The organism is Oryzomicrobium sp., from assembly GCF_036820405.1.
Taxonomy (GTDB): Bacteria; Pseudomonadota; Gammaproteobacteria; order Burkholderiales; family Rhodocyclaceae; genus Oryzomicrobium.
This window is the reverse complement of the sequence record NZ_DAISLS010000002.1, coordinates 128,437-151,705: the sequence shown is the minus strand read 5'-3', so window position 1 is coordinate 151,705 and position 23,269 is coordinate 128,437. Positions and strand designations below refer to the sequence as shown.

The following is a 23,269-nucleotide window of genomic DNA, read 5'->3' as shown; positions in this document are numbered from 1 at the left end:
TGGGAGAAAGTGGCGGGCGGAATCGGGATGCTGCGAATCCGAAAGTTTGAGAATAGAGAACGGGCGGAAGAAGGCTAGGCCGTCTTGTAAAAGTAGTACGCGGTGAGCAGAGTGCCCACGGCAATGATCACCCGCTTCAGCCAGAGGGCGGGAATGCGCCGGGCCACGGCGGCGCCGGCATAGCCGCCCACGGTACCGGTGATCAGCATCACCGCCGTGTGCGGCCACGAAACCGCGTTGGCGATGACGAAGGTGCCGACGGCCACGCTGTAAATGACCGCCGACAGCCAGTTTTTCAGGGCGTTGATCTCGTGGACATCCTTGAAGCCCTGAATGGCCAGGGCCGCCAGCATGAGGATGCCCATGCCCGCCCCGAAGAAGCCGCCGTAGATGGAGACGGCCAGTTGAAAGAGATAGCCCCCGGGGCCCACGTGGCGCTCGTCGCCGGGGGCGGCGGGCTTGAAACGGGCCACCAGCCGGGAAAGCTGGGCGCTGAAGGCGAACAGCACGGTGGCCACCAGCAGGAGCCAGGGAATCAGCTTGGCGAAGGCGGCGTTGCTGGTGGCGAGCAGCAGCAAGCCGCCGCCGATGCCGCCGAAGAAGGCCACCACCGAGAGCAGGGGCAGGGCGCGCTTGAAGCGGGCCAGTTCGCGGCGGAAGGCCCAGGCACCGGCCAGGCTGCCCGGCCACAGGGCCACCGAGTTGCTGGCGTTGGCCACCACCGGCGGCACGCCCACGGCGAGCAGGGCCGGGAAGGAGAAGAAGGTGCCGCCGCCGGCCACCGAGTTGACCGTGCCGGCGGCGAAAGCGGCAATGCCGATGAGCAGGGCGTGGATCAGGTCCATGAGCGCATCATCCCTTGGTATTGCCGGCCTGGCGGCGGCGCACGAAGGCCACCAGGTCGTCGAGGCTGGCGCCGCTGGCGGTGGGGGCCACGCCCAACTCCTCCGGCGGCTGGCCGGTGCGGTTGACCCAGAAGGTGGTGTAGCCGAACCAGGTGGCACCGCAGGCGTCCCAGCCGTTGGATGAGACGAACAGCAGCTCCCGGGCCGGGGCGGCGAAGGCGTCCGGTCCGAGCTGGTAGGCCTCCGGGGCGGTCTTGTAGCGCTGCACGGCGTGGGTGGACAGCAGGTGGTCGAACAGGCCGGTCATGCCGGCGCTCTTGACCGCGATGTCGAGCATGGCCGGGGTGCCGTTGGACAGGATCGCCAGGGGCAGGCCCAGGGCCTTGAGCGTCTTCAGGGCCGGCAGGTTCTCGGGGAAGGGCGACAGGCAGGCGTACTGGGCCATCAGGCGGCGGCGCTGCTCCTCGCCCAGGGTGAGGCCAAGCCGGGCGCAGGCAAAGGCCAGGGCGTCCTCGGTGATCTCGTAGAAGGGCCGGTACTGGCCGCTCATGCTGCGGATGCGCGAATAGTCGATCTGCTTCTCGCGCCACAGCTGGGACAGGGCGGTGCCCTGGCCCGGGTAGAGCTGCTCGGCCAGGGACGTCACCGAATGGACGTCGAACAGGGTGCCGTAGGCGTCGAACAGGATGGCGCGGAACATGGCCGATGAAAGATTCCCGAAGAGGATGACGGGATTTTATTCAACATTCCGAATCGTGATAACGGCCATTTCGTCTGTTATATTTTTTACTTCTGGTATGTAATCCGCTCAAGCCCCTGCCCCCGGGGAGCGGCACCGCCACGCCGCCGCGCCGCCAAAAGAAAACCCCGCCACGGGGGCGGGGTAAATGCGCGACGCGCACGGGGGGTGATCATGCCGCCCAGGGGCAGGGCGGCCATGCCGGACCTGTACGGACACCCCAGGCAAACGGGTCGGGGCGTCCGACACGGGCAATCCTAGTCGCCCCGCCGGCCCGCCGGTATCCGCAAAACTGACCACTGCCCTGCGCGGCTTCGGCAATACCCGCATACACGCCATGGATACTTTCAAGCAGATCAGTGCCTTCGTCGCCTCCGCCACCCGGGGCAGCCTGTCCGCCGCCGCCGCTGCGGAAGGGGTCACCCCGGCCATCATCGGCCGCCGCATCGACGCCCTGGAAGGGCGGCTGGGGGTCAAGCTGCTGGTGCGCACCACCCGGCGCCTGTCGCTCACCTTCGAGGGGCAGGCCTTCCTGGAAGACTGCCAGCGCATCCTCAACGATCTGTCCAACGCCGAGGCCTCGGTGTCCCTGGGCGGGGTCAAGGCCAGCGGCCACCTGCGCCTGTCGGCCCCGGCCGGCTTCGGGCGCAAGCACGTGGCGCCCCTGGTGGCCGAGTTCCTCGCCCTGCACGGGGAGGTGACCGCCAGCCTGAACCTGGCGGACCGGGTGGTGGACGTGGTCAACGAAGGCATCGACTGCGCCGTGCGCATCGGCGAGCTGACCGATTCCAGCCTGGTCAGCGTCAAGCTCGGGGAAATGCGCCGGGTGGTGGTGGCCAGTCCGGCCTATCTGGAATCCCGGGGCGCCCCGGCTACTCCGGACGATCTGGCCGGCCACAACTGCCTGTCCCTGGGGCCCCAGCGGGGCTGGCTGTTCACCAACCGGGAGCGCAGTGCCGAGCGGCCCGACGCCACCTTCTCGGTCAAGGTCGGCGGGCGCTTCGAATGCAACGACGGGGCCGTGCTGCACGAATGGGCCCTGGCCGGCTACGGCCTGGCCTGGCGCTCGGTGTGGGAAGTGGAGGGGGATCTGCTGGCGGGGCGGCTGCGCACCGTGCTCGACGACTACGCGGCCCCGCCCCTGGGCATCTACGCGGTATTCCCCCAGCGCCGCCACCTGCCGCTGCGGGTGCGGCTGTTCATCGACTATCTGAAGAACACCTACGGCAATCTGGCCTACTGGCGGCGTGGGCGCTGAGGGCGCTAGGTCTACTAAGTCTACGTTGCAGGGCCGCGGTGCCGCGGCCCTGACGCGTGGTGCGGCGCGGGGCTAGAGGGAGGTGGCGATGTGCTCGAAATCGTCCAGTTCCCGCTCGAACTGCATGAGCTCGCTGCCCAGGGCGTCCCGCACCGACACCATGCCCACGGGCCGGTCGTTGTCCACCACCGGCAGGTGGCGGAAGCCACCGCTGTGCATGGTGTGCAGGGCGTAGCCCAGGCTGCGGGAGGCGGATACGGTGCGGGGTTCCAGGGTCATCACCTCGGCGAGGTGGGTGGCGTCCGGGTCCAGGCCGGCGGCCAGCACCCGGTTGAGGGCGTCGCGCTCGGTGAAGATGCCGATCAGCAGGCCGCCGCGCACCACCAGGATGGCGCCGACCTTGGCGTCGGCCATGCGCCGGGCGGCTTCGCGCACTGTACTGTCCTCGCCGGCGGTGAGGATGTGCTGCTCGCGGATCACGTCGCGGATGGTGCGGTGGGGCATGGCGGTCTCCTCAAAGGGCCGCGGCGGCGGCCGGGTGTCGGTCAGTGTATGTCAACCTGTATGTCAACCGCATCGACTGCACCGCCGCCGCTTGGTTCCGCCCAGACGGCTATTCCCAGCGCTTCTGGTAGGAGAAGGTGGGCAGCCGCCAGCCGCGCCAGATGGCCAGCAGGCGGAAGGTGAGGCCGGCGGCGAAGCTGACCAGGGTGTTCACCTCCATAGGCATGCCCAGGTGGCGCAGCACTAGGTAGAGGATGCACACCGCCAGGGAGACGCTGGCGTACAGCTCGTGGCGGAACACCACCGGCACCTGGTTGCACAGTACGTCGCGCAGCACGCCGCCGAAGATGCCGGTCATCATCCCGGCCATGATCACCACCACCGTGGCGTAGCCCATGCCCAGGGCCACCTCGCAGCCGATCAGGGAAAAGGCGATCAGCCCCAGGGCGTCGAGCACCAGGAAGAGGCGCTTCAGGTGGTGCATGAAGCGGGCGATGATGGTGGTGAACAGGCCGGCGGAGATCACCAGGTAGATGTAGCCCGGGTGCTGGGTCCAGCCGATGGGGAAGTGGCCGAGCACCATGTCGCGGATGGTGCCGCCGCCCAGGGCGGTGACGAAGGCGATCACGGCCACGCCGAAGATGTCCATGTTGCGCCGCCCGGCGGCCAGGGCCCCGGACATGGCTTCGGCGGTGATGGCGATCAGGTAGATGGTGATCAGCACGGGGCCACCTCGCGCAAAGCAAGGCGGGGCGCGGTATTCCGAAGGTGGTGCCTGGAGATTGGCGCGGATGCTGGACGTGCGAGAGGCATGGCTGGAGATCCAATAGGGGCGCGGGGTTTCGCCCGGGCCGATGCTCGGTCCCGGCGGCGATGCCCGACGCTGCGCCTCTCCCCCTGTCCTTTTACCTGAGAGTTTCGGCCCGGCGCCCGTGGCGTCCGGCCTGCCCCTTCGGTGGGTCCCCCGCGGCCTTTCGGCATGGCGGCGACCGCTCTCCAGTCGGCTGAATGTGCTCCGCAGTTCCCGGTGCCTGAGCGATTATGGGAGCTTGCGCCTTCGGCGGGGGCGGACGTTGCGCCAGCCCCTCTCTCCTGCGGAGGTGGCGAATTATCCGGGGGATGGCGGGGCGAGGCAACCCGCCGTCGTGCGGTGTGCGTAGCCCCGGAACGCCATGCCGGCGAACGGTGGCCCGGGCTACGCCGCTTCCGCCACCAGCCGGCCCAGGGCGGCAACGGCGGCTTCGACGCGCCCATCCCAGGGGTGGCCGGAGTTGAGGCGCAGGCAGTGGCGGTACTCGCGCTTGGCCGAGAAGATCGGCCCCGGGGCGATGCTGATGCCCTGGGCCAGGGCGCGGCGGTGCAGGGCCAGGGTGTCGGTGCCCTCGGGCAGTTCCAGCCATAGGAAGTAGCCGCCCTCGGGGCGGCTGACCCGGGTTTCGGCGGGGAAGTGGCGCGCCACCGCGTCCATCAGCTGGGCCTGCTGGTCGGCCAGGGCGCGGCGCAGGCGGCGCAGGTGGGGCTCGAAGCCGCCCTGTTGCAGGTAGTCGGCCAGGGCGATCTGGGTCGGGATGTTGCTGGCGAGGGAGGTCATGAACTTCAGCCGCTCGACGCTGCGGGTATAGCGCCCGGCGGCCACCCAGCCGACCCGGTAGCCCGGCGCCAGGCATTTGGCGAAGGAGCCGCAGTGCAGCACCCGGCCGGCCGTGTCCAGGGACTTGCTGGAGAGCAGCTCGCCGTCGAAGTGCAGCTCGGCATAGACGTCGTCCTCGATCAGCGGCACGTCGTGGCGGGCGAGCAGGGCCAGCAGTTCGCGCCGCTTGTCCTCCGGCACCCGGCTGCCCAGGGGGTTCTGGAAGTTGAGCATGAGCAGGCAGGCCTTGACCGGCTGCTGTTCGAGGATTTCGGCCAGGGCCGTCAGGCTCACCCCTTCCCGGGGGTGGGTGGGGATTTCCACCGCCTTCAGTTGCAGGCGTTCGATGGCTTGCAGGCTGGCGTAGAAGGTGGGGGATTCCACCGCCACCAGGTCGCCGGGCTTGGCCACCGCTTGCAGGCACAGGTTGAGGGCTTCCATGGCCCCGTTGGTGATGACGATCTCCTGGGGGCTGACCGGGGCGCCGGCGGCCAGGTAGCGCAGGGCGATCTGGCGGCGCAGGGCGTCGTTACCCGGCGGCAGGTCGCGTACCGTGGCCCAGGGGTCCATGTGCCGAGCGGCGGCGCCCAGGTGGCGGGCCAGCTTTTCCAGAGGGAACAGCTCCGGGCTGGGAAAGCCCGAGCCGAGGGGCACCACGCTTTGGTCCCGGCTGGCGTGGAGGATGGCGAAGACGAAGTCGCTGATGTCCACTTCGGTCGATTCCGAGGTGGGCCGGGTCGGCCGGGGCTCGGGCAGGTGGCGGGCGGGGCGGGGCCGCACGTAGTAGCCGGACTTGGGCCGGGCCTCCACCAGGCCGCGCCGTTCCAGCAGGTAGTAGGCCTGGAGCACCGTGGCCGGGCTCAGGTGGTGGCTGCGGCAGGCGGCCCGCACCGAGGGCAGCCGGTCTCCGGCGCGCAGCACGCCGTTGGCGATGAGCAGCAGCAGTTCGTTGGCCAGGGCTTCGTAGCGCAGGGTGGTCATGGCAGTCGGGGCGGCGGGGGGGGGCGTTGTGGGTCCAAATCTGTGCCGGTAGATTTTAGCAGCATCTGAATCTGTTACTGGCGGCGCCAAGCGGGTCTACTTCGGGCTGTAGTCCCGGGACCTGCGCCTTGCTCCGCCAAGGGTGGGCGGCCATGGCTGGCCGGCACCGGGGCGCCTACCGGAGTGAGTCATGTCTGCCCCCCAATCGATCGCCCTTTCCCCCGCCGCCGACGGCGCGGCGGCCGCTATCAGTCCCCAGCCCATCGCCCCGCCGCGCAACGGCCGGCGCGGCAAGCCGGGCAAGATCTACGCCCGGGAGACGTCCGGGCGCTTCAACCGCCTGCGCTGGGGCATGGTGATCTTCACCCAGCTGATCTTCTACGGCCTGTGTTGGCTGCCCTGGGACGGGCGCCAGGCAGTGCTGTTCGACCTGGGGGACTACAAGTTCCACATCTTCGGTCTGGTGCTGTGGCCCCAGGATGCCCTGTACATGGCCATCGTGCTGGTGGTGGCGGCCCTGGCCTTGTTCTGGGCGACGGCCCTGGCCGGCCGGGTGTTCTGCGGCTTTGCCTGTCCCCAGACGGTCTACACCGAGATGTTCATGTGGATCGAGGCCCGCATCGAGGGCGACCGGGTGGCGCGCATGCGCCGCGACAGCGCCTCGGCCACCTTGCCGGGTACGGCGCGCCGGGTGGCCAAGCACGCCGCCTGGTGGCTGCTGGCGCTGTGGACCGGGCTGACCTTCGTCGGCTACTTCACCCCGGTGCGCGAGGTGGTGGCGGGGGCCTTCCAGGGCCAGCTGGGACCGTGGGAGTGGTTCTGGCTGTTCTTCTACGCCACCTTCACCTACATGCAGGCCGGCCTGCTGCGCGAGAAGGTGTGCCAGCACATGTGCCCCTATTCGCGCTTCCAGACGGCGATGTTCGACGACCGGACCAAGGTGGTGGCCTACGACGTGGCCCGGGGCGAGCCCCGCGGTGCCCTGCACAGCGGCGCCGCCAGCGGTGATTGCGTCGATTGCAGCGTGTGCGTGCAGGTCTGCCCCACCGGCATCGACATCCGCCAGGGCTTGCAGTACCCGTGCATAAACTGCGGCCTGTGCATCGACGGCTGCGACCAGATCATGGACAAGCTGGGCCGGCCCCGGGGGCTGATCCGTTTTGCCGCCGAGAGTGCCGGGCAGCCGCGCGCCACCACGGATGGTGCAATGGCCACAGGCTGGCGGCCGCGGCTGTGGGTGTATGGCGCCCTGATGGCGTTCTTCACCGGCCTGGGTATCTACGTGCTGATGCACCGGGTGCCGCTGCAGGTGGACGTGCTGCGCGACCGGGGCGCCTTGTTCCGCGAGGTGGAGGATGGCCGGGTCGAAAACGCCTACCGCCTGCACATCCTCAACATGGACGGCGAGGGGCATCGCTTCCGCGTTTCGGTCAGCGGTCTGCCGTCGGCCCAGGTGGTGTCCGGCGAAATGCTCGACGTGGCGGCGGGCAGCACCGCCAACCTGCCGGTGACGGTGCGGGCCGAGGCCGGCGACGGCCGTCCCGGCGCCAACCCGGTGCAGTTCACCATTCACGCCGAGGATGGGGCGGAAACACTCCAGGTGAGGGAGAATAGCGTCTTCATGCAGCCCTGACTGTTTCGCCATGCCCGCCCTGCCTTTGCTCCGTTTCGACGATCTGCCCTCCGTGCATCCGGAGGGCGGGGGCGGGCCGGGGGACGTGGTGCTGGTGCTGTGCGCCGCCTGGTGCGGCACCTGCCGGGGCTTCGAGGCCCTGGCAGCGGAAACGTCGGCCAGGATGGCCGGCGCGGCTCCCGCCTGGGCCTGGATCGACATCGAGGACGCGGCGGACGCCCTGCCCAGCCTGGACGTGGAAACCTTTCCCACCCTGGCGGTGGTGCGCGGCGGCGAGTTGCGCTTCTTCGGCCCGATCCTGCCCGACGCCCGGGTGCTCGACCGCTCGGTGCGGGCCGCTCTGGAAGGCAGAGGAGCGCCGGCCCTGCCGGCGGGGTTCTCTACCGACGAAGGCGACGAACTGCTGGCCCTGGCCGTCCGGGTGGCGGCCGCCTGGCAGGACTGACGTCACTGCGGGCTGCATGGGCAGCCCTGGATTTTCCGGGGCGCCTACGGGCTCCCGATATTCGAAGCCAGCGGCCGGCAAGCCGATCCCACCGTGGCGTCCGCAACACCCTGCAAAGACCACGCAGGCGTGCTTCGCCCTTTGGCCCGGCACCTTGGCGACCCGTTGCGTTGCCGGCATGGCCGCGGTTTGCCCAGCATCGGCCGCTGACAGCCCCTTTCCCATCCCCGAAAAAAAGGCCGCGCACTGGAAACCAGGCGCGGCCAAACTCAAGCAAGATTCTTTGCAACGGGCGCCGTGGCCGGCGCCCGTAATCGCCTTGCGGCTTAGTGGAACTGTTCTTCTTCGGTGGAACCGGTCAGGGCCTTCACGGAGGAAGAGCCGCCCTGGATCACGGTGGTCACGTCGTCGAAGTAGCCGGTGCCCACTTCCTGCTGGTGGGAGACGAAGGTGTAGCCGTCTTCGCGGGCGGCGAATTCGGGTTCCTGCACCATTTCCACGTAGTGCTTCATGCCTTCGCCGCCGGCATAGGCCTTGGCGAACTTGAAGGTGTTGTACCAATTGACGTGGATGCCGGCCAGGGTGATGAACTGGTACTTGTAGCCCAGGGCGGACAGTTCTTCTTGGAAGGAAGCGATCTGGGAGTCGTTGAGATTCTTCTTCCAGTTGAAGGACGGGGAGCAGTTGTAGGACAGCAGCTTGCCGGGGCAGGCGGCCAGAACGGCCTGGGCGAATTCACGGGCGAAGCCGATGTCGGGCACGCCGGTTTCGCACCACACCAGGTCGGCGTAGGGAGCGTAGGCGACACCGCGGGAGATGGACTGTTCCAGACCGTTCTTGACGCGGAAGAAGCCTTCCTGAGTACGTTCGCCGGTGAGGAAGGGCTTGTCGTTCTCGTCGTAGTCGGAGGTGATCAGGTTGGCAGCTTCGGCATCGGTACGGGCGAGGATCAGGGTGGGCACACCCATCACGTCGGCGGCGAAACGGGCGGAGATCAGCTTCTCGACGGCTTCGCGGGTCGGAACCAGCACCTTGCCACCCATGTGGCCACACTTCTTGGCGGCAGCCAGTTGGTCTTCGAAGTGCACACCGGCGGCGCCGGCAGCGATCATGTTCTTCATCAGTTCGAAGGCGTTCAGCACGCCGCCGAAACCGGCCTCAGCGTCGGCCACGATGGGCAGGAAGTAGTCGATGAATTCCTTGTCGCCGGGGTTGATGCCGCGGGACCACTGGATTTCGTCGGCGCGCTTGAAGGTGTTGTTGATGCGGCGAACCATGGTGGGGACGGAGTCGTAGGCATACAGGGACTGGTCCGGGTACATGGTTTCGGAGGTGTTGCCGTCGGCAGCGACCTGCCAGCCGGACAGATACACGGCTTCCAGGCCGGCTTTGGCCTGCTGCATGGCTTGACCGGCGGTGATGGCGCCGAAAGCGTTCACGTAGCCCTTCTTGGCGCCGCCGTTGACCTTTTCCCACAGCTTTTCGGCACCGCGCTGGGCCAGGGTGTACTCGATCTGCAGGGAGCCGCGCAGGCGCACCACGTCAGCGGCGCTGTAACCACGCTTGACGCCCTTCCAACGGGGGTTCTGGGCCCATTCTTTTTCCAGGGCGGCGATTTGCTGTTCGCGAGACGACATGGAGACTCCTCTCAGGTGTAAACGTTGTATCGGAAAGTGCTGGCTGCCCCTGGGGGAAACCGGCGCAGCGCCTTCGGTTTTGGGTCTGACATAAAACCGTTGCGACATGGAAGGGGAGTATAGGCCGCGTTTTGCGAAGCAACAATGGTTTTTTGGCAAGCGACGATAAAAATAAAATCTTTTATAAACAATGTTTAACGGCATTAAATCCGGATTGCGAAATGCATTTCACTGAGGCGAAATGGGCTGTTTTGTTGCCTTGCACAACACTCTTCTATAAGACATATGATATTTAACGTATTTTTTTGTGTTGCGACGCACCATATGTGCCCGTCATCCCAGGCGGGGAGCGGGTTTGCAATGGATTTCACATTTGTTAAGGCCGGTTGTTAGAATCATCCGGCATCATCAATGCCGGTGCCCCCTGTGCGTCCGGCCGAGAGTGGGCCTAGAACCCGCCGACTACACATACCGGAGGAGAGATGAAAACGTTCTGGCAACTGTATGACTGGGTCGAGCGAACATTCTGGAACACCCTGACCAAGAAGCTGTGCAGCTTCTTCCTGCTGTTCCTGCTCAACCTGATCTACCTGGGCATCTACCTTTACCAGCGCAGCGTGGTGGAGGGGCTGATCCAGGCCGGTGCGGCGCCGGGCGTTCTCGAGCAGGTGAGTGCTTCCCTGGACCGGGGCTGGTGGCTGATGCTTGGGGTGACGGCGGTGGGTTTCGCGTGGAACGTCCTGCAGATCGCCTACTTGCGCTACCTGATCGTGCGGCCGATCCGTACCACCACCCAGATCTTCGACGAGATCGGCCGGGGTGAGGGGGATTTTTCCCGGGATCTGCCGGTGACCACCCACGACGAATTACGGGAGCTGTCGGAAAGCTACAACCGCTTCGCCGACAAGATGCGGCAGATCATCAGCGAAGTACGCAAGATGAGTGTCAACATCGCCCGGGAGGCGGTGGTGGTGCGCAAGAGCGTGGGCGAGACCGCCCTGGGGGCAAAGCGCCAGGGCGAGATCACCGAGGAGGTGTTCGGCGCCAGCGGCGAGGCCATCCAGGCGATCCATGACGTGTCGGCTTCAGCGGAACAGATTTCCCGCTCCACCAGCGTCAATCTGGGCAATGCCCGGGAGTCCCTGGGGGAGATGCTGGAAATCGTCGGCAAAGTGCAGGGTGTGAGCGACAAGCTGATGCGCTTCAACGACACCGTGGGCAATCTGAGCGAGCGTTCCGACAGCATTCGTCAGATCGCCGCGCTGATCAAGGAGATCGCCGACCAGACCAACCTGCTGGCCTTGAATGCCGCCATCGAGGCGGCCCGGGCCGGCGAAGCGGGCCGGGGCTTTGCCGTGGTGGCCGACGAGGTGAGAAAGCTGGCCGAGCGGGTCAACGTGGCGACCCAGGAGATCACCCAGAACATCAACGACATGATCGGTCTGGTCAAGGATACCCAGGTCGAGAACGAGGTGATCAATGCCGACATCGGCCAGACCCGGGCGGTGGTGGAGCGCTCCTCCGACCAGTTTCGCGGCATGGTGGGGGATTTCGAGCGGACCAGCGAGCAGCTCAACCAGATCGCCACGGCCATGGAGGCGCTGACCGCCACCAACGGACAGGTGCATGGCTACGTCACCCAGATTCACGACCTATCCGGCAACGTATCGCAGCACATGGCCGATTCGGAGCGATCCGCCGTCGAATTGATGCAGGCCACCGAAGGGGTGCAGGAGCTGGTGTCCCGTTTCAAGATTGGCCGGGGCACCTTCGACTACAACGTAGAGAAGGTGCGGGCGTTCCGCGATCGCGTCCAGGTCGCCCTGGAAACCATGCGCCAGCGCGGGGTGGATGTTTTCGACCGCAACTACCGGCCGGTCGCCGGCACCAATCCGCAGAAATACAAGGTGGCCTACGACGAGGACTTCATCCGGGATTGCCAGGAAATTCTCGATTCATCCCTGGCCGACATCAAGGGCGGCGCTTTCGCCGTGGCGGTGGATACGAACGGCTACCTGACCGCTCACAACGCCAAGTTTTCCAGGCCCCTCACCGGGGACTACCAGGCCGACCTGGTGGGCAACCGCACCCGGCGCAAGTTCGAGTCGCCGACCGAGCTGCGGGCGGCGCGCAACACCAACCCGATGCTGTTGCAGACCTACATCCGCGACACGGGCGAACTGCTCTGCGACATCGCCATGCCGGTGATGGTGGACGGCCGCCACTGGGGCAACGTGCGGGTCGGCTGTGACAGTCGCGTCCTGCTCGACGCCTGACCGGGGCTACGCGCCGGAGTATTGGAAAGCGAAGGGCCGGGACGGTGAAACGTCCCGGCCCTTCGCTTTTTGCAGCCTCAGGCCAGGGCCCGGGCAGCCACCACGATGCCGTCCTGGTCGGCGTAAAGCCATTGGCCGGGCACGAAGGTGACGCCGCCGAAGGTCACCGGCAGATTACGGTCGCCGGCGCCCTTCTTGACGCTCTTCTTGGGGTGGGTGTTGAGGGCGCGCAGCCCCAGGTCCATGGCCGCCATGTCCGGGGTGTCGCGGATGCAGCCATAGACGACGATGCCGGCCCAGCCGTTCTTCACCGCCAGGGCGGCCAACTGGTCGCCCACCAGGGCGCAGCGCAGGCTGCCGCCGCCATCCACCACCAGCACCTTGCCTTGGCCGTCCTCACCCAGGGCTTCGCGCACCAGGGAATTGTCCTCGAACAGCTTGAGGGTTTCGATCCGGCCGGAAAAGGCGGGGCGGCCGCCGTAGGCGCGGAATAGGGGATCGACGACGCGCAGGTTGGCCTCGGCGTCGTTTTCGAACTCGTCACACAGATCGGGGGTCTTGAAACTCACGATGTCTCCTCGCAAGGCTGGGTGGGGAATGACTTCTGCATCGGGGCGGTAGTGTAGGGGCGGCGGCGCGAAATAAAAAGGCCGCCCCGGAGAGCGGGGCGGCCTGGGAGGTTGCCGGGCGGGGGAGGATCAAACCACCGCTTCGGCCTCCTCGGCGAAGGCCAGTTTGACCTTGGGTTCGGCGCCGGATCTGTCCAGGTCCACCGTGACCCGTCCGCCGCTGGCCAGGCGGCCGAACAGCAACTCGTCGGCCAGGGCCGAGCGGATCGTGTCCTGGATGAGCCGGGCCATGGGGCGGGCGCCCATGAGGGGATCGAAGCCCTTCTCGGCCAGGAACTCCTTGAGGGCGTCGGTGAAGATGGCTTCCACCTTCTTCTCGTGGAGCTGCTCTTCCAGCTGCATGAGGAACTTGTCCACCACCCGCAGGATGATGTCGTGGTCTAGGGGCTTGAACGAGATCACCGCGTCGAGCCGGTTGCGGAACTCCGGGGTGAACAGCCGCTTGATCTCGACCATCTCGTCGCCCACCTCCTTGTTGGAGGTGAAGCCCATCGCCGGCTTTTGCAGGTCGGCCGCTCCCGCGTTGGTGGTCATGATCACGATCACGTTGCGGAAGTCGGTCTTGCGCCCGTTGTTGTCGGTCAGGGTGCCGTGGTCCATCACCTGCAACAGGATGTTGTAGATGTCCGGGTGGGCCTTCTCGATCTCGTCGAGCAGCAGGACCGCGTGGGGCTTCTTGTTGATGGCCTCGGTGAGCTGGCCGCCCTGGTCGAAACCTACGTAGCCCGGAGGCGCGCCGATCAGGCGCGACACGGCGTGGCGCTCCATGTACTCCGACATGTCGAAGCGCACCAGTTCGATGCCCAGGCTGTAGGCCAACTGGCGGGCCACTTCGGTCTTGCCGACGCCGGTGGGGCCGGAGAAGAGGAAGGCACCGATCGGCTTGCCCGGGCTGCCCAGGCCGGAACGGGCCATCTTGATCGCCTTGGCCAGGGCGTCGATGGCCGGGTCCTGGCCGAACACCACGGCGCGCAGATCCCGGTCCAGGTTCTTCAGCGCGGCCCGGTCGTCGTTGGACACGTGGGCGGGCGGGATGCGGGCGATCTTGGCGACGATGTCCTCGATCTCGGCCTTGCCGATCAGCTTCTTCTGCCGCGACTTGGGCAGGATGCGCTGGGCAGCGCCGGCCTCGTCGATCACGTCGATGGCCTTGTCCGGCAGGTGCCGGTCGTTGATGAACTTGGCCGACAACTCCACCGCCGAGGTCAGGGCGGCGTTCGAGTACTTGATGCCGTGGTGGGTCTCGAAACGGGACTTGAGGCCCTTGAGGATCTCGATGGTCTCGGCCACGGACGGCTCGGGCACGTCCACCTTCTGGAAGCGCCGCGACAGGGCGTGATCCTTCTCGAAGATGCCCCGGTACTCGGTATAGGTGGTGGCGCCGATGCACTTCAGCTGCCCGTTGGCCAGGGCCGGCTTGAGCAGGTTGGAAGCGTCCAGGGTGCCGCCCGAGGCCGAGCCGGCCCCGATCAGGGTGTGAATCTCGTCGATGAAGAGGATCGAATGGGGCGTGTCCTGCAACTGCTTGAGCACGCCCTTGAGGCGCTGCTCGAAGTCACCGCGGTACTTGGTGCCGGCGAGCAGGGCGCCCATGTCCAGGGCGTAGACGTGGGCGTCGGCCAGTACCTCGGGCACCTCGCCCTCGACGATGCGCCGCGCCAGGCCTTCGGCGATGGCGGTCTTGCCCACGCCGGCCTCGCCCACCAGCAGCGGGTTGTTCTTGCGCCGCCGGCACAGGGTCTGGATGACCCGCTCCAACTCCTTGTCACGGCCGATCAGGGGGTCGATCTTGCCCTGCAACGCCTGGGCGTTGAGGTTGATGGTGTAGTTCTCCAGGGGGCCGGAACCGCCGCGCTCCTCGCCCTCACCCTCGTGCTCGGCCTCGCTCTTGGGCGAGGACGGCGACTGGGGCACCTTGGCCACGCCGTGGGAAATGAAGTTCACCACGTCGAGGCGCGAGATGTTCTGCTTCTGCAGGAAGTACACCGCGTGGGAGTCCTTCTCGCCGAAGATGGCCACCAGCACGTTGGCGCCGTTGACCTCCTTCTTGCCCGAGGACTGCACGTGCAGGATCGCCCGCTGGATGACGCGCTGAAAACCCAGGGTCGGCTGGGTGTCGATGTCGGCGTCGCCCGAGACGGTGGGCGTGTGTTCGGTGACGAAATCGGTCAGATCGCGCCGCAGTTGTTCCAGGTTGGCGCCGCAGGCCCGCAGGGCTTCCGCCGCCGAGGGGTTGTCGAGCAGGGCCAGCAGCAGGTGCTCCACGGTGATGAACTCGTGACGCTTCTGCCGGGCCTCCACGAACGCCATGTGAAGGCTGACTTCGAGTTCCTGAGCGATCATTTAATTTTCCTCCATGATGCACGCCAGCGGGTGCTGGTGCTGACGGGCGAAAGACGTGACCTGTTCCACTTTGGTCGCCGCGATGTCCCGGGGGTAGACCCCGCAGACGCCTCGTCCGTCGTTATGAACTTGGAGCATGATTCGGGTCGCTTGTTCTCGGTTGAGCGAAAAAAAACGCTCGAGAACTTCGACCACGAAGTCCATGGGGGTGAAGTCGTCGTTGAGAATGACCACTTTGTAGAGGGGGGGGGGCGAAAGGCGGGTTTTGACCGCTTCGAGGGATTCGCCGCCGGAGGAGCGTGTGCGTGTTGCCATGCAATGGATTCTAAGCGTTCGCAACGATTCTGCAACGTCGCTCGAGAGGCCCGGAAATAGGGTGCAAAAAATGCTTGACGGATAGCGAGAAACCATCGTACAAAAGCGCTGGTGTTCGATTCTATGCGGGTCCCGGGGGGTTTTGGCTATCCCGTTTCGCACCGGCAGCGCCCACCGCTGACGGGAATCAGACATTAAGTGGGCACACGGGGATTAATAAATAAACCCGGGGCTTTTGAGTATTGAGTAGAAAGGAAGTTGTAAAAATGGCAACTGGTACCGTTAAGTGGTTCAACGATGCTAAGGGCTTCGGGTTCATCACTCCGGACGACGGCGGCGAGGATCTGTTTGCTCACTTCTCGGCGATCACCATGAATGGTTTCAAGACGCTGAAGGAGGGGGAGAAGGTGTCCTTCGATGTGACCCAGGGTCCGAAGGGCAAGCAAGCTTCCAACATCCAGCGCGCCTAATCCCTTAGGCGAGCAGGAAGACAAAGGCCCGTCAGTCGCAAGACTGGCGGGCCTTTGTCGTTGTCGGGCTGCGTATGGGGGCGCGGGGCGTGGAATTAGGCGCTTTCCGCCTGCCAGTGGCCGGATTTTCCGCCGGCTTTTTCCAGCAGGCGCAGGGACTCGATGGCCATGCCCCGATCCGCCGCCTTGCACATGTCGTAGATGGTGAGCAGGCCGACGCTGGCGGCGGTGAGTGCCTCCATTTCCACCCCGGTACGGCCGGTGCATTCGGCGGTGGCGGTGCAGGTGACGGTGCTGGCGGCGTCGTCCAGGGCGAACTCCACCGCCACCCGGGTCAGGGCGATGGGGTGGCACAGGGGGATCAGGTCGGCGGTGCGCTTGGCGCCCTGGATGGCGGCAATGCGGGCGATGCCCAGCACGTCGCCCTTCTTGGCGTTGCCTTCCCGGATCAGGGCCAGGGTTTCCGGGCGCATCCGGATCGTGCCCACGGCCACGGCCCGGCGCGCCGTTTCCGTCTTGCCGCCCACGTCCACCATGTGGGCCTGGCCGGCGGCGTCGAAGTGGGTGAGGGGGGGGGCGGGCTGATCGGCCATGGCGGAATCGTCGAAAAGGAGTGTAAGCGGGGGTAAAAGCGGTCTCCCCACAAGCCACCGTCAGTCGTAGGGCAAGTCGTGCCGGGAGAGCGCTGATATTATAGCGCCCATGGTTTGCGCTCCCTCCCTACGGCGCCCCCTGGCGCTGGCTTTTGCCCTGCTGCTGGCCTTCGGGCCGAGCGGCCCGCTGCGTGCCGAAGGGCTGCCCGACCTGGGCGATGCCGCCCAGGCCGACGTTTCGCCCCAGATGGAAAAGAAGGTCGGTGAACAGATCTTCAACGACATCCGCCGCGACCCGGATTACCTCAACGATCCGGAGATCACCGACTACCTGAACCGGATCGGCGGGCGGCTGACGGCGGCCAGCCCGGACCCGGCCTTCGGCTATACCTTCTTCGCCCTCAAGGACCCCACGATCAACGCCTTCGCCACCTTCGGCGGCTACGTGGGCGTCAATACCGGGCTGCTCACCGCCGCCCAGACCGAGTCCGAACTGGCCGGGGTGCTGGCCCACGAAATTTCCCACGTCACCCAGCACCACCTAGCCCGGGGCATCGCCAAGGACAAGCAGACCTCGATCGCCTCCATGGTGGCCCTGGCCCTGGGCATCCTGGCAGCCCGTTCCAACACCCAGGTGGCTGGCGCCGCCATGGTGTCCGCCCAGGCCGGCGCCATCCAGTCGTCCCTGGCCTTTTCCCGGGAGTTCGAGCGGGAGGCGGACCGGATCGGCTTCCAGACCATGCAGAAGGCCGGCTTCGACCCTCACGGCATGGCCGACTTCTTCGCCCGCCTGCAACAGGCCACCCGGCTCTACGAAAACAACGCCCCGGCCTACCTGCGCACCCACCCCCTGACGGTGGAGCGGATCGCCGACATGCAGAACCGGGTGCAGAACCTGCCCTACCGGCAGGTCACCGACAGCCCCGACTTCCAGTTGGTGCGGGCCAAGGTGCGCTCCATGGACGGCACCCCCAAGGAGGCGGTGGCCTATTTCGAGCAGTTGCTGCGCGAACACAAGTACGTCAGCGAATCCGCCGCCCACCTGGGTCTGGCCCGGGCCGCCCTGCGCGCCAACGACACGGCCCTGGCCGAGCGGGAGTTGCAGGTCCTGCGCCGGGCCAAGCTCAATTCGGCCATGGTCGAGAGCCTGGCGGCGGAAATCCGCATGGCCGCCGGCGACAAGGCCGGCGCCGAGGCCGCCTACCGGGACGGCCTGAAGCGCTTCCCCTTCGCCCGGGGGCTGATCTACGGGCTGGGCGACACCCTCTACGCCACCAACCGTTTCACCGATGCGGCGGCCTTTGCCGAGAACCAGATCCAGACCTATCCCCAGGACCCATCCTTCTACTTCCTGCTGGCCAAGAGCCAGGCCGCCCTGGGCCGCCAGCTCGCCCAGCACCGGGCCCTGGCCGAGGCCTACGCCTTGCAGGGGCAGACCGCCCAGGCGGTGGAGCAGCTCACCCTGGCCCAGCGCGCCGGCGACGGCAACTTCTACGACCAGTCGGTGGTGGAAGCCCGGCTCAAGGAGCTGAAGGCCCGGTTGGCGGAGGAAAAACGGCGCTGACCCGCCCCTGACGCCGGCCATGGATGGAGTAGAATGGTCGGCGCTGCGGTGCCCCGCCCCGGGCCGCTTGGTTGCTTGATCGCTGGGGAGCGGGGGATTCGCAGGCCGTGCCGGCGGCTCGCTCCGATGCCGCTTCTGCCCGATCCCGCCTCTTTCCTGCACGACGCCATGACCACTCCTGCCTTCGACCGCGAGCTCGACGTAAAGGGCCTCAACTGCCCCCTGCCCATCCTCCGCACCAAGAAAACCCTGGCGGAGATGAGTTCGGGCCAAGTGCTCAAGGTGCTCGCCACCGACCCGGGGTCGGTCAAGGACTTCCAGGCCTTCGCCCGGCAGACCGGCAACGAGTTGCTCGGCAGCGACGAAGACAGCCAGGTCTTCTCCTTCTTCCTCAAGCGCAAGTAAGCCTTTAGCCTCAAGCCCCGCTTGGGGCCTGCGGCCCCAGGGCCGTTCCATCGCCGTGGCCGCAGACGCTTTCCCTTTTCTTCCCCTGCCCGACGCCCCGCTTCCTGGGGCGTTCGCCCTGCTCGACGACGGGGCCGGTGGCGCCTGGTACTGCCATGGCCTGGTAGCCGCTTGTACCGTGGACGGCCCCGCCGCCTGGGAGGCGACCCTGGACCGGGTTGCCGCCTGGAATGACGCCGGCCATACGGTGGTCGCCGCCCTGGGCTATGAGCTGGGACTGGCCCTGGAACCGGCCGTGGGCGTGGTGCCGCCGTCCGGCCCCCTGGCCCGCTTCTGGTGCTTCGAGAGCCGCGACCACCTGGACGGAACGGCGCGCCAGGCTTGGCTTTCCGCGTGGCAGTCGTCAAACCCCGCGTGGATAGGCGATCTCCAGCCTGCCATGGCGGAGATGCCCTATCGGCGCGGGGTTCAGCGCATCCGCGATTACATCGCCGCCGGCGATTGCTACCAGGTCAATTTCACCTTCCCCGTCACCGGCCGCTGCATCGGCCATCCCCTGCGTCTCTACGCCGACCTGTGCGCCCGCCAGCCGGTGGGCTGCGGCGGCGTGGTGATGCACGACGAGGGCGCCATCCTGTCGCTGTCGCCGGAGCTGTTCCTCGAACGCCAGGGCGCCCGGCTCGTCTCCCGGCCGATGAAGGGCACCGCCCCGCGGGGCGCCACGCCGGCCGAGGACGCGGCGGCCCGGGCGGCCCTGGCCGCCTCCGCCAAGGACCGGGCCGAGAACGTGATGATCGTGGACCTGATCCGCAACGACCTGGCCCGGGTGGCGGAAACGGGATCGGTGACGGTGGAGCGCCTGTTCGACGTCGAGCTCTACCCGACAGTGTTGCAGATGACCTCCACCGTGGCGGCGACCCTGCGCCCCGACGCCGGGCTGGCGGAGATCCTGGCGGCCCTCTTTCCCTGCGGCTCGATCACTGGCGCCCCCAAGGTGCGGGCCATGCAGATCGTCACCGAACTGGAGGGGGAGCCCCGGGGGCTGTACACCGGCAGCCTGGGCTGGATCGCGCCGGGGGGCGACTTCCGCTTCAACGTGGCCATCCGCACCGTCGAGCTGGCCCGGGACGGCACCCTGCGCCTGGGGGTGGGCAGCGGCATCACCTATGGCTCCGATCCGGCGGCGGAATACCGGGAGTGCCTGCTCAAGGCCCGCTTTCTCACCGATGTCGCCGTCGCAGGGGATGTGGCCCAGGCGCCGCGTCTGATCGAAACCCTGCGCCTGGAGGTGGATGCCGGCGGTGCCCGCTACCCCCGGCTGGACGGCCACCGGGCCCGGCTGACCCGCTCGGCGGCAGCTCTCGGTTTCGCCTGCGACTGGCTGGCCGTAGCGCGGGCACTGGAACAGGCCGGGGCGGATGCTCGCCGCGAATGGGCGCAAGCCGGCCAGGCCGGCGGCCCCCCTACCGCCTGGCGGGTGCGCCTGACCCTGGGCCGGAGCGGCGATGTGGAAATCGCCCGGGCGCCCCTCGACCCCTTGCCCGCCGGCCCCCTGGCCTTGCTGCCGGCGGCCGAGCCACTGGATTCCCGGGACGGCTGGCTGGCCCACAAGACCACCGTGCGCGGCCGCTACGACCGGGCCCTGACCGGCCTGGCCGCCACGCCGGAAGTCTTCGACGTGCTCTACTGCAACGAGCGCGGCGAAGTGGCCGAAGGGGCGCGCAGCACCCTGTTCGCCCGCATCGATGGCTGCCTGCTGACCCCGCCCCTGGCCTGCGGGGTGTTGCCCGGGGTGCTGCGCGCCGAGTTGCTGGCCCGGGGCGCGGCCGAGGAAGCCATACTGACCCCCGCCGACCTGCAACGCGCCGAGGCCCTCTATTGCGGCAACGCCCTGCGCGGGCTGGTACCGGTGCACCTGCGGGATTGATGCGGCGCCCGGGGCGCGCACTGCCCGCCGGGTGCCTGTGACACGGAATGAAAAAGCCGCCCGAAGGCGGCTTTTTCATTGGCGTTGCCGGCAGTACCGGCACCGGGGCTCCGGATCAGCCGCCCAGCTTGGCCAGTTGCGGCTTGAGCTGCTCCAGGGTGGCAGAGAAATCGGCCAGGCGCTTCTTCTCCTGATCCACCACCGCCGCCGGGGCCCGGGCGACGAAGCTCTCGTTACCGAGCTTGGCCGAGGCCCGGGAAATCTCGCCTTCGAGGCGGGCGATTTCCTTGGACAGGCGTTCCTTCTCGGCGGTCACGTCGATCTCCACCTGAAGCATCAGACGGGTTTCGCCGGCCACGGCCACCGGGGCCAGGCTGTCGGCGGGCAGGTCGTCCACCACGCTGATCTCGGAGAGGCGTGCCAGGGCAGCCAGGTAGGGCAGGTGCGGCGCCAGCTCGGCAGCATCGCCGGCCACCACCAGGGGCGCCTTCACCGACGGGGAGATGGTCATCTCGCCGCGCAGGTTGCGGCAGGCCGACACCAGGGCCTTGAGGCGCTCCACCTTGGCCTCGGATTCCGGGTCGATGCGGGCCGGGTTGGCCTCCGGATAGGGGGCGAGCATGATCGACGGGTGGGTCTTGCGCCCGGCGATGGGGGCCACGGTCTGCCACAGCTCTTCGGTGATGAAGGGCAGCAGCGGGTGGGCCAGGCGCAGGATGGTTTCCAGCACCCGCACCAGGGTGCGCCGGGCGCCCCGGGCCAGGGCGTCGTCGCTGCCGTTGATCTGCACCTTGGCCAGTTCCACGTACCAGTCGCAGAACTCGTCCCAGACGAAGCGGTAGATGGCCTGGGCAAGCAGGTCAAAACGGTAGTCGGTGAAATACTGGGCGACTTCCGCTTCCAGGCGTTGCAGCTGGCTGACGATCCAGCGGTCGGCGAAGCTGAACTGGAGCGGTGCGGCGCCCGGGGTGGCCGGGCAGGAGCCGTCGGCGGCCTGGCTGTGTTCGAGGGCCAGGTCGTGGCCTTCCACGTTCATCAGCACGAAGCGGGTAGCGTTCCACAGCTTGTTGCAGAAGTTGCGGTAGCCCTCGCAGCGGTTCAGGTCGAACTTGATGTCGCGGCCCGGGCTGGCCAGGCTGGCGAAGGTGAAGCGCAGGGCGTCGGTGCCGAAGGCGGGGATGCCGTCGGGGAATTCCTTGCGGGTCTTCTTCTCGATCTGGGCGGCCTGCTTGGGGTTCATCAGGCCGAAGGTGCGCTTCTTGACCAGGTCTTCGATGCCGATGCCGTCGATCAGGTCGATGGGGTCGAGCACGTTGCCCTTGGACTTGGACATCTTCTGCCCTTCGCCGTCCCGGATCAGGCCGTGCACATAGACGTGCTTGAAGGGGATCTTGCCGGTGATGTGCTTGGTCATCATGACCATGCGCGCCACCCAGAAGAAGATGATGTCGAAGCCCGTGACCAGCACGGAGGAGGGCAGGTACAGATCCAGGGCCGGGTTGGACTTGGCCGGGTACTCGGGCGTCCAGTCCAGGGTGGAGAAGGGCCACAGGGCGGAGGAGTACCAGGTGTCGAGCACGTCCGCATCCCGGGTCAGCTGGCCGGCGTAACCGGCGGCATCGGCCTGGGCCCGGGCTTCCTCTTCATTGTGGGCGACGAAGACTTCGCCGTTCACGCCGTACCAGGCGGGAATCTGGTGGCCCCACCACAGCTGGCGGGAGATGCACCAGTCCTGGATGTTGTTGAGCCACTGGTTATAGGTGTTCACCCAGTTTTCCGGGTAGAACTTGATCTCGCCGGACTGGACCACGTCCAGGGCCTTCTCGGTGATGGACTTGCCGTCCTCGCCCGGCTTGCTCATGGCGACGAACCACTGGTCGGTGAGCATGGGCTCGATGACTACGCCGGTACGGTCGCCGCGGGGCACCTTGAGCTTGTGCTTGTCGGTCTTTTCCAGGATGCCCAGGGCTTCCAGGTCTTCCACCACCACCTTGCGCGCGTCGAAACGGTCCAGGCCCCGGTACTTCTCGGGGGCGTGGTCGTTGATCTTGCCGTCCAGGGTGAGGATAGAGATGAGGGGCAGGTTGTGGCGCTGGCCCACGGCGTAGTCGTTGAAGTCGTGAGCCGGGGTGACCTTGACCACGCCGGTGCCGAATTCCATGTCTACGTAGGCGTCGGCGATGACCGGAATTTCCCGGTCGGTGAGGGGCAGCTTCACCATCTTGCCGATGAGGTGCTTGTAGCGCTCATCCTCGGGGTGGACCATGACGGCAGTATCGCCCACCATGGTCTCGGGCCGGGTGGTGGCCACGGTCAGGGTGGCACTGCCGTCCGCCAGGGGGTAGCGGATGTGCCACATGAAACCGTCTTCCTCTTCTTGCACCACTTCCAGGTCGGAGACGGCGGTGTGCAGCTTCGGGTCCCAGTTCACCAGGCGCTTGCCGCGGTAAATCAGGCCTTCCTTGTAGAGGCGGACGAAGGATTCGGTGACGATCTTGTTGAGGCCGGCGTCCATGGTGAAGCGTTCCCGCTTCCAGTCCGGGCTGGTGCCCAGGCGGCGCATCTGGCGGGTGATGGTGCCGCCGGAGTATTCCTTCCACTCCCACACCTTCTCCAGAAACTTCTCCCGGCCCAGGTCGTGGCGGGAAATGCCCTGGGCGTCCAGCTGGCGCTCCACCACGATCTGGGTGGCGATGCCGGCGTGGTCGGTGCCCGGCTGCCACAGGGTGTTGCGACCCTTCATCCGGTAGTAGCGGGTGAGGGCATCCATGATGGTCTGGTTGAAGCCGTGGCCCATGTGCAGGGTGCCGGTGACATTGGGCGGCGGCAGCAGGATGCAGAAGGACTGGTCGGCGGGCTTGGAGGTGTCCAGGCCGGCGGCGAAATAGCCGCTTTCTTCCCAGGCGGGGTACCAGCGGCCTTCGATGGCGGCGGGTTCAAAGCTCTTGGCGAGTTCCATGGCGAACGGTGGCGAGACTGGATGGAGGCGAAGGCGGATGCGGGCGCATCCGGATCGATGGATCGATAGAAGGCCGGCCCGGCGGCGGAGTGCGGAAAGGCAGGCCGGGCGCTGGC

19 protein-coding genes and 1 riboswitch are annotated in these 23,269 nt (G+C 67.0%); of the genes, 8 read left to right on the top strand and 11 right to left on the bottom strand.

Annotated features, from left to right (window positions below; genetic code table 11):
* Positions 1-74: 74 nt before the first annotated feature.
* Both V7Z98_RS02220 and V7Z98_RS02215 read right to left on the bottom strand, forming a co-directional pair.
* Positions 75-845 (bottom strand): sulfite exporter TauE/SafE family protein, encoded by a 771-nt coding sequence (locus V7Z98_RS02220; RefSeq protein WP_334156825.1) that lies wholly within the window; start codon positions 843-845, stop codon positions 75-77.
* A 7-nt stretch (positions 846-852) separates the two neighbouring features.
* The gene (locus V7Z98_RS02215) at positions 853-1,545 is read right to left on the bottom strand and encodes a haloacid dehalogenase type II (RefSeq protein ID WP_293259532.1); all 693 of its coding nucleotides are present in this window, start codon (positions 1,543-1,545) and stop codon (positions 853-855) included.
* A 376-nt stretch (positions 1,546-1,921) separates the two neighbouring features.
* Here V7Z98_RS02215 and V7Z98_RS02210 point away from each other — a divergent pair, with 376 nt between their 5' ends.
* On the top strand, positions 1,922-2,842 hold the full coding sequence (locus tag V7Z98_RS02210) for a LysR family transcriptional regulator (protein ID WP_293259535.1): 921 nt from the start codon (positions 1,922-1,924) through the stop codon (positions 2,840-2,842).
* A gap of 72 nt (positions 2,843-2,914) precedes the next feature.
* On the opposite strand, the gene V7Z98_RS02205 is transcribed toward V7Z98_RS02210, so the two are convergent.
* From V7Z98_RS02205 to V7Z98_RS02195, 3 genes are all read right to left on the bottom strand, one after another.
* A complete protein-coding gene (locus V7Z98_RS02205; RefSeq protein ID WP_293259538.1) occupies positions 2,915-3,346 on the bottom strand; it encodes a CBS domain-containing protein in 432 nt (143 codons plus the stop codon).
* A 109-nt stretch (positions 3,347-3,455) separates the two neighbouring features.
* Positions 3,456-4,070 carry a trimeric intracellular cation channel family protein gene (locus V7Z98_RS02200; protein WP_293259541.1) on the bottom strand — a complete coding sequence of 205 codons (615 nt, stop codon included), beginning with the start codon at positions 4,068-4,070 and terminating at the stop codon, positions 3,456-3,458.
* A 284-nt stretch (positions 4,071-4,354) separates the two neighbouring features.
* Positions 4,355-4,451: riboswitch (glycine riboswitch) on the bottom strand.
* 90 nt (positions 4,452-4,541) lie between these two features.
* Positions 4,542-5,957 (bottom strand): aminotransferase-like domain-containing protein, encoded by a 1,416-nt coding sequence (locus V7Z98_RS02195; protein ID WP_293259544.1) that lies wholly within the window; start codon positions 5,955-5,957, stop codon positions 4,542-4,544.
* 190 nt (positions 5,958-6,147) lie between these two features.
* Between V7Z98_RS02195 and ccoG the strand changes: the two genes are divergently transcribed.
* Together ccoG and V7Z98_RS02185 are read left to right on the top strand one after the other, a co-directional pair.
* Positions 6,148-7,590: a cytochrome c oxidase accessory protein CcoG gene (ccoG, locus tag V7Z98_RS02190; protein ID WP_334156824.1), complete on the top strand. Its 1,443-nt coding sequence runs from the start codon at positions 6,148-6,150 to the stop codon at positions 7,588-7,590.
* A gap of 10 nt (positions 7,591-7,600) precedes the next feature.
* On the top strand, positions 7,601-8,035 hold the full coding sequence (locus V7Z98_RS02185) for a thioredoxin family protein (protein ID WP_334156823.1): 435 nt from the start codon (positions 7,601-7,603) through the stop codon (positions 8,033-8,035).
* Between the two features lie 326 nt (positions 8,036-8,361).
* Here the strand turns inward: V7Z98_RS02185 and aceA are convergent, their stop codons facing one another.
* Complete coding sequence (gene aceA, locus V7Z98_RS02180) at positions 8,362-9,672, bottom strand: isocitrate lyase (RefSeq protein WP_293259553.1); 1,311 nt, start codon at positions 9,670-9,672, stop codon at positions 8,362-8,364.
* 482 nt (positions 9,673-10,154) lie between these two features.
* Between aceA and V7Z98_RS02175 the strand changes: the two genes are divergently transcribed.
* Entirely contained in the window at positions 10,155-11,948 is a 1,794-nt protein-coding gene (locus tag V7Z98_RS02175; protein WP_334156822.1) for a methyl-accepting chemotaxis protein, read from the top strand.
* 77 nt (positions 11,949-12,025) lie between these two features.
* Here V7Z98_RS02175 and rraA read toward each other — a convergent pair whose 3' ends face one another.
* The 3 genes from rraA to clpS all read right to left on the bottom strand — a co-directional run bounded on the left by rraA (position 12,026) and on the right by clpS (position 15,235).
* Positions 12,026-12,517 (bottom strand): ribonuclease E activity regulator RraA, encoded by a 492-nt coding sequence (gene rraA / locus V7Z98_RS02170; protein ID WP_293259559.1) that lies wholly within the window; start codon positions 12,515-12,517, stop codon positions 12,026-12,028.
* Between the two features lie 129 nt (positions 12,518-12,646).
* Positions 12,647-14,920 (bottom strand): ATP-dependent Clp protease ATP-binding subunit ClpA, encoded by a 2,274-nt coding sequence (clpA, locus tag V7Z98_RS02165; RefSeq protein ID WP_293259562.1) that lies wholly within the window; start codon positions 14,918-14,920, stop codon positions 12,647-12,649.
* Positions 14,921-15,235, bottom strand: coding sequence for an ATP-dependent Clp protease adapter ClpS (gene clpS / locus V7Z98_RS02160; protein WP_293259565.1), 315 nt, complete (start codon positions 15,233-15,235; stop codon positions 14,921-14,923).
* Between the two features lie 266 nt (positions 15,236-15,501).
* On the opposite strand from clpS, the gene V7Z98_RS02155 reads away from it, so the two are divergent.
* Positions 15,502-15,705 carry a cold-shock protein gene (locus tag V7Z98_RS02155; RefSeq protein WP_054621563.1) on the top strand — a complete coding sequence of 68 codons (204 nt, stop codon included), beginning with the start codon at positions 15,502-15,504 and terminating at the stop codon, positions 15,703-15,705.
* A gap of 95 nt (positions 15,706-15,800) precedes the next feature.
* On the opposite strand, the gene moaC is transcribed toward V7Z98_RS02155, so the two are convergent.
* A complete protein-coding gene (gene moaC / locus V7Z98_RS02150; RefSeq protein ID WP_334156821.1) occupies positions 15,801-16,298 on the bottom strand; it encodes a cyclic pyranopterin monophosphate synthase MoaC in 498 nt (165 codons plus the stop codon).
* 109 nt (positions 16,299-16,407) lie between these two features.
* Here moaC and V7Z98_RS02145 point away from each other — a divergent pair, with 109 nt between their 5' ends.
* The 3 genes from V7Z98_RS02145 to pabB all read left to right on the top strand — a co-directional run bounded on the left by V7Z98_RS02145 (position 16,408) and on the right by pabB (position 20,194).
* Positions 16,408-17,862, top strand: a complete 1,455-nt coding sequence (locus V7Z98_RS02145; protein ID WP_334156820.1) for a M48 family metalloprotease — start codon at positions 16,408-16,410, stop codon at positions 17,860-17,862.
* A 168-nt stretch (positions 17,863-18,030) separates the two neighbouring features.
* Entirely contained in the window at positions 18,031-18,267 is a 237-nt protein-coding gene (locus tag V7Z98_RS02140) for a sulfurtransferase TusA family protein (protein WP_334156819.1), read from the top strand.
* Positions 18,268-18,322: 55 nt separating this feature from the next.
* Positions 18,323-20,194 carry an aminodeoxychorismate synthase component I gene (pabB, locus tag V7Z98_RS02135; RefSeq protein WP_334156818.1) on the top strand — a complete coding sequence of 624 codons (1,872 nt, stop codon included), beginning with the start codon at positions 18,323-18,325 and terminating at the stop codon, positions 20,192-20,194.
* A gap of 115 nt (positions 20,195-20,309) precedes the next feature.
* On the opposite strand, the gene V7Z98_RS02130 is transcribed toward pabB, so the two are convergent.
* Complete coding sequence (locus V7Z98_RS02130; RefSeq protein ID WP_334156817.1) at positions 20,310-23,153, bottom strand: valine--tRNA ligase; 2,844 nt, start codon at positions 23,151-23,153, stop codon at positions 20,310-20,312.
* Between the last annotated feature and the right edge of the window lie 116 nt (positions 23,154-23,269).

Excerpts from the sequence above, each read along its gene's own strand:
- V7Z98_RS02220 (WP_334156825.1), bottom strand. The coding sequence starts at position 845 with ATGGACCTGATCCACGCCCTGCTCATCGGCATTGCCGCTTTCGCCGCC.
- V7Z98_RS02215 (WP_293259532.1), bottom strand. The coding sequence starts at position 1,545 with ATGTTCCGCGCCATCCTGTTCGACGCCTACGGCACCCTGTTCGACGTC.
- V7Z98_RS02210 (WP_293259535.1), top strand. The coding sequence starts at position 1,922 with ATGGATACTTTCAAGCAGATCAGTGCCTTCGTCGCCTCCGCCACCCGG.
- V7Z98_RS02205 (WP_293259538.1), bottom strand. The coding sequence starts at position 3,346 with ATGCCCCACCGCACCATCCGCGACGTGATCCGCGAGCAGCACATCCTC.
- V7Z98_RS02195 (WP_293259544.1), bottom strand. The coding sequence starts at position 5,957 with ATGACCACCCTGCGCTACGAAGCCCTGGCCAACGAACTGCTGCTGCTC.
- ccoG (WP_334156824.1), top strand. The coding sequence starts at position 6,148 with ATGTCTGCCCCCCAATCGATCGCCCTTTCCCCCGCCGCCGACGGCGCG.
- V7Z98_RS02185 (WP_334156823.1), top strand. The coding sequence starts at position 7,601 with ATGCCCGCCCTGCCTTTGCTCCGTTTCGACGATCTGCCCTCCGTGCAT.
- aceA (WP_293259553.1), bottom strand. The coding sequence starts at position 9,672 with ATGTCGTCTCGCGAACAGCAAATCGCCGCCCTGGAAAAAGAATGGGCC.
- V7Z98_RS02175 (WP_334156822.1), top strand. The coding sequence starts at position 10,155 with ATGAAAACGTTCTGGCAACTGTATGACTGGGTCGAGCGAACATTCTGG.
- clpA (WP_293259562.1), bottom strand. The coding sequence starts at position 14,920 with ATGATCGCTCAGGAACTCGAAGTCAGCCTTCACATGGCGTTCGTGGAG.
- clpS (WP_293259565.1), bottom strand. The coding sequence starts at position 15,235 with ATGGCAACACGCACACGCTCCTCCGGCGGCGAATCCCTCGAAGCGGTC.
- V7Z98_RS02155 (WP_054621563.1), top strand. The coding sequence starts at position 15,502 with ATGGCAACTGGTACCGTTAAGTGGTTCAACGATGCTAAGGGCTTCGGG.
- moaC (WP_334156821.1), bottom strand. The coding sequence starts at position 16,298 with ATGGCCGATCAGCCCGCCCCCCCCCTCACCCACTTCGACGCCGCCGGC.
- V7Z98_RS02145 (WP_334156820.1), top strand. The coding sequence starts at position 16,408 with ATGGTTTGCGCTCCCTCCCTACGGCGCCCCCTGGCGCTGGCTTTTGCC.
- V7Z98_RS02140 (WP_334156819.1), top strand. The coding sequence starts at position 18,031 with ATGACCACTCCTGCCTTCGACCGCGAGCTCGACGTAAAGGGCCTCAAC.
- V7Z98_RS02130 (WP_334156817.1), bottom strand. The coding sequence starts at position 23,153 with ATGGAACTCGCCAAGAGCTTTGAACCCGCCGCCATCGAAGGCCGCTGG.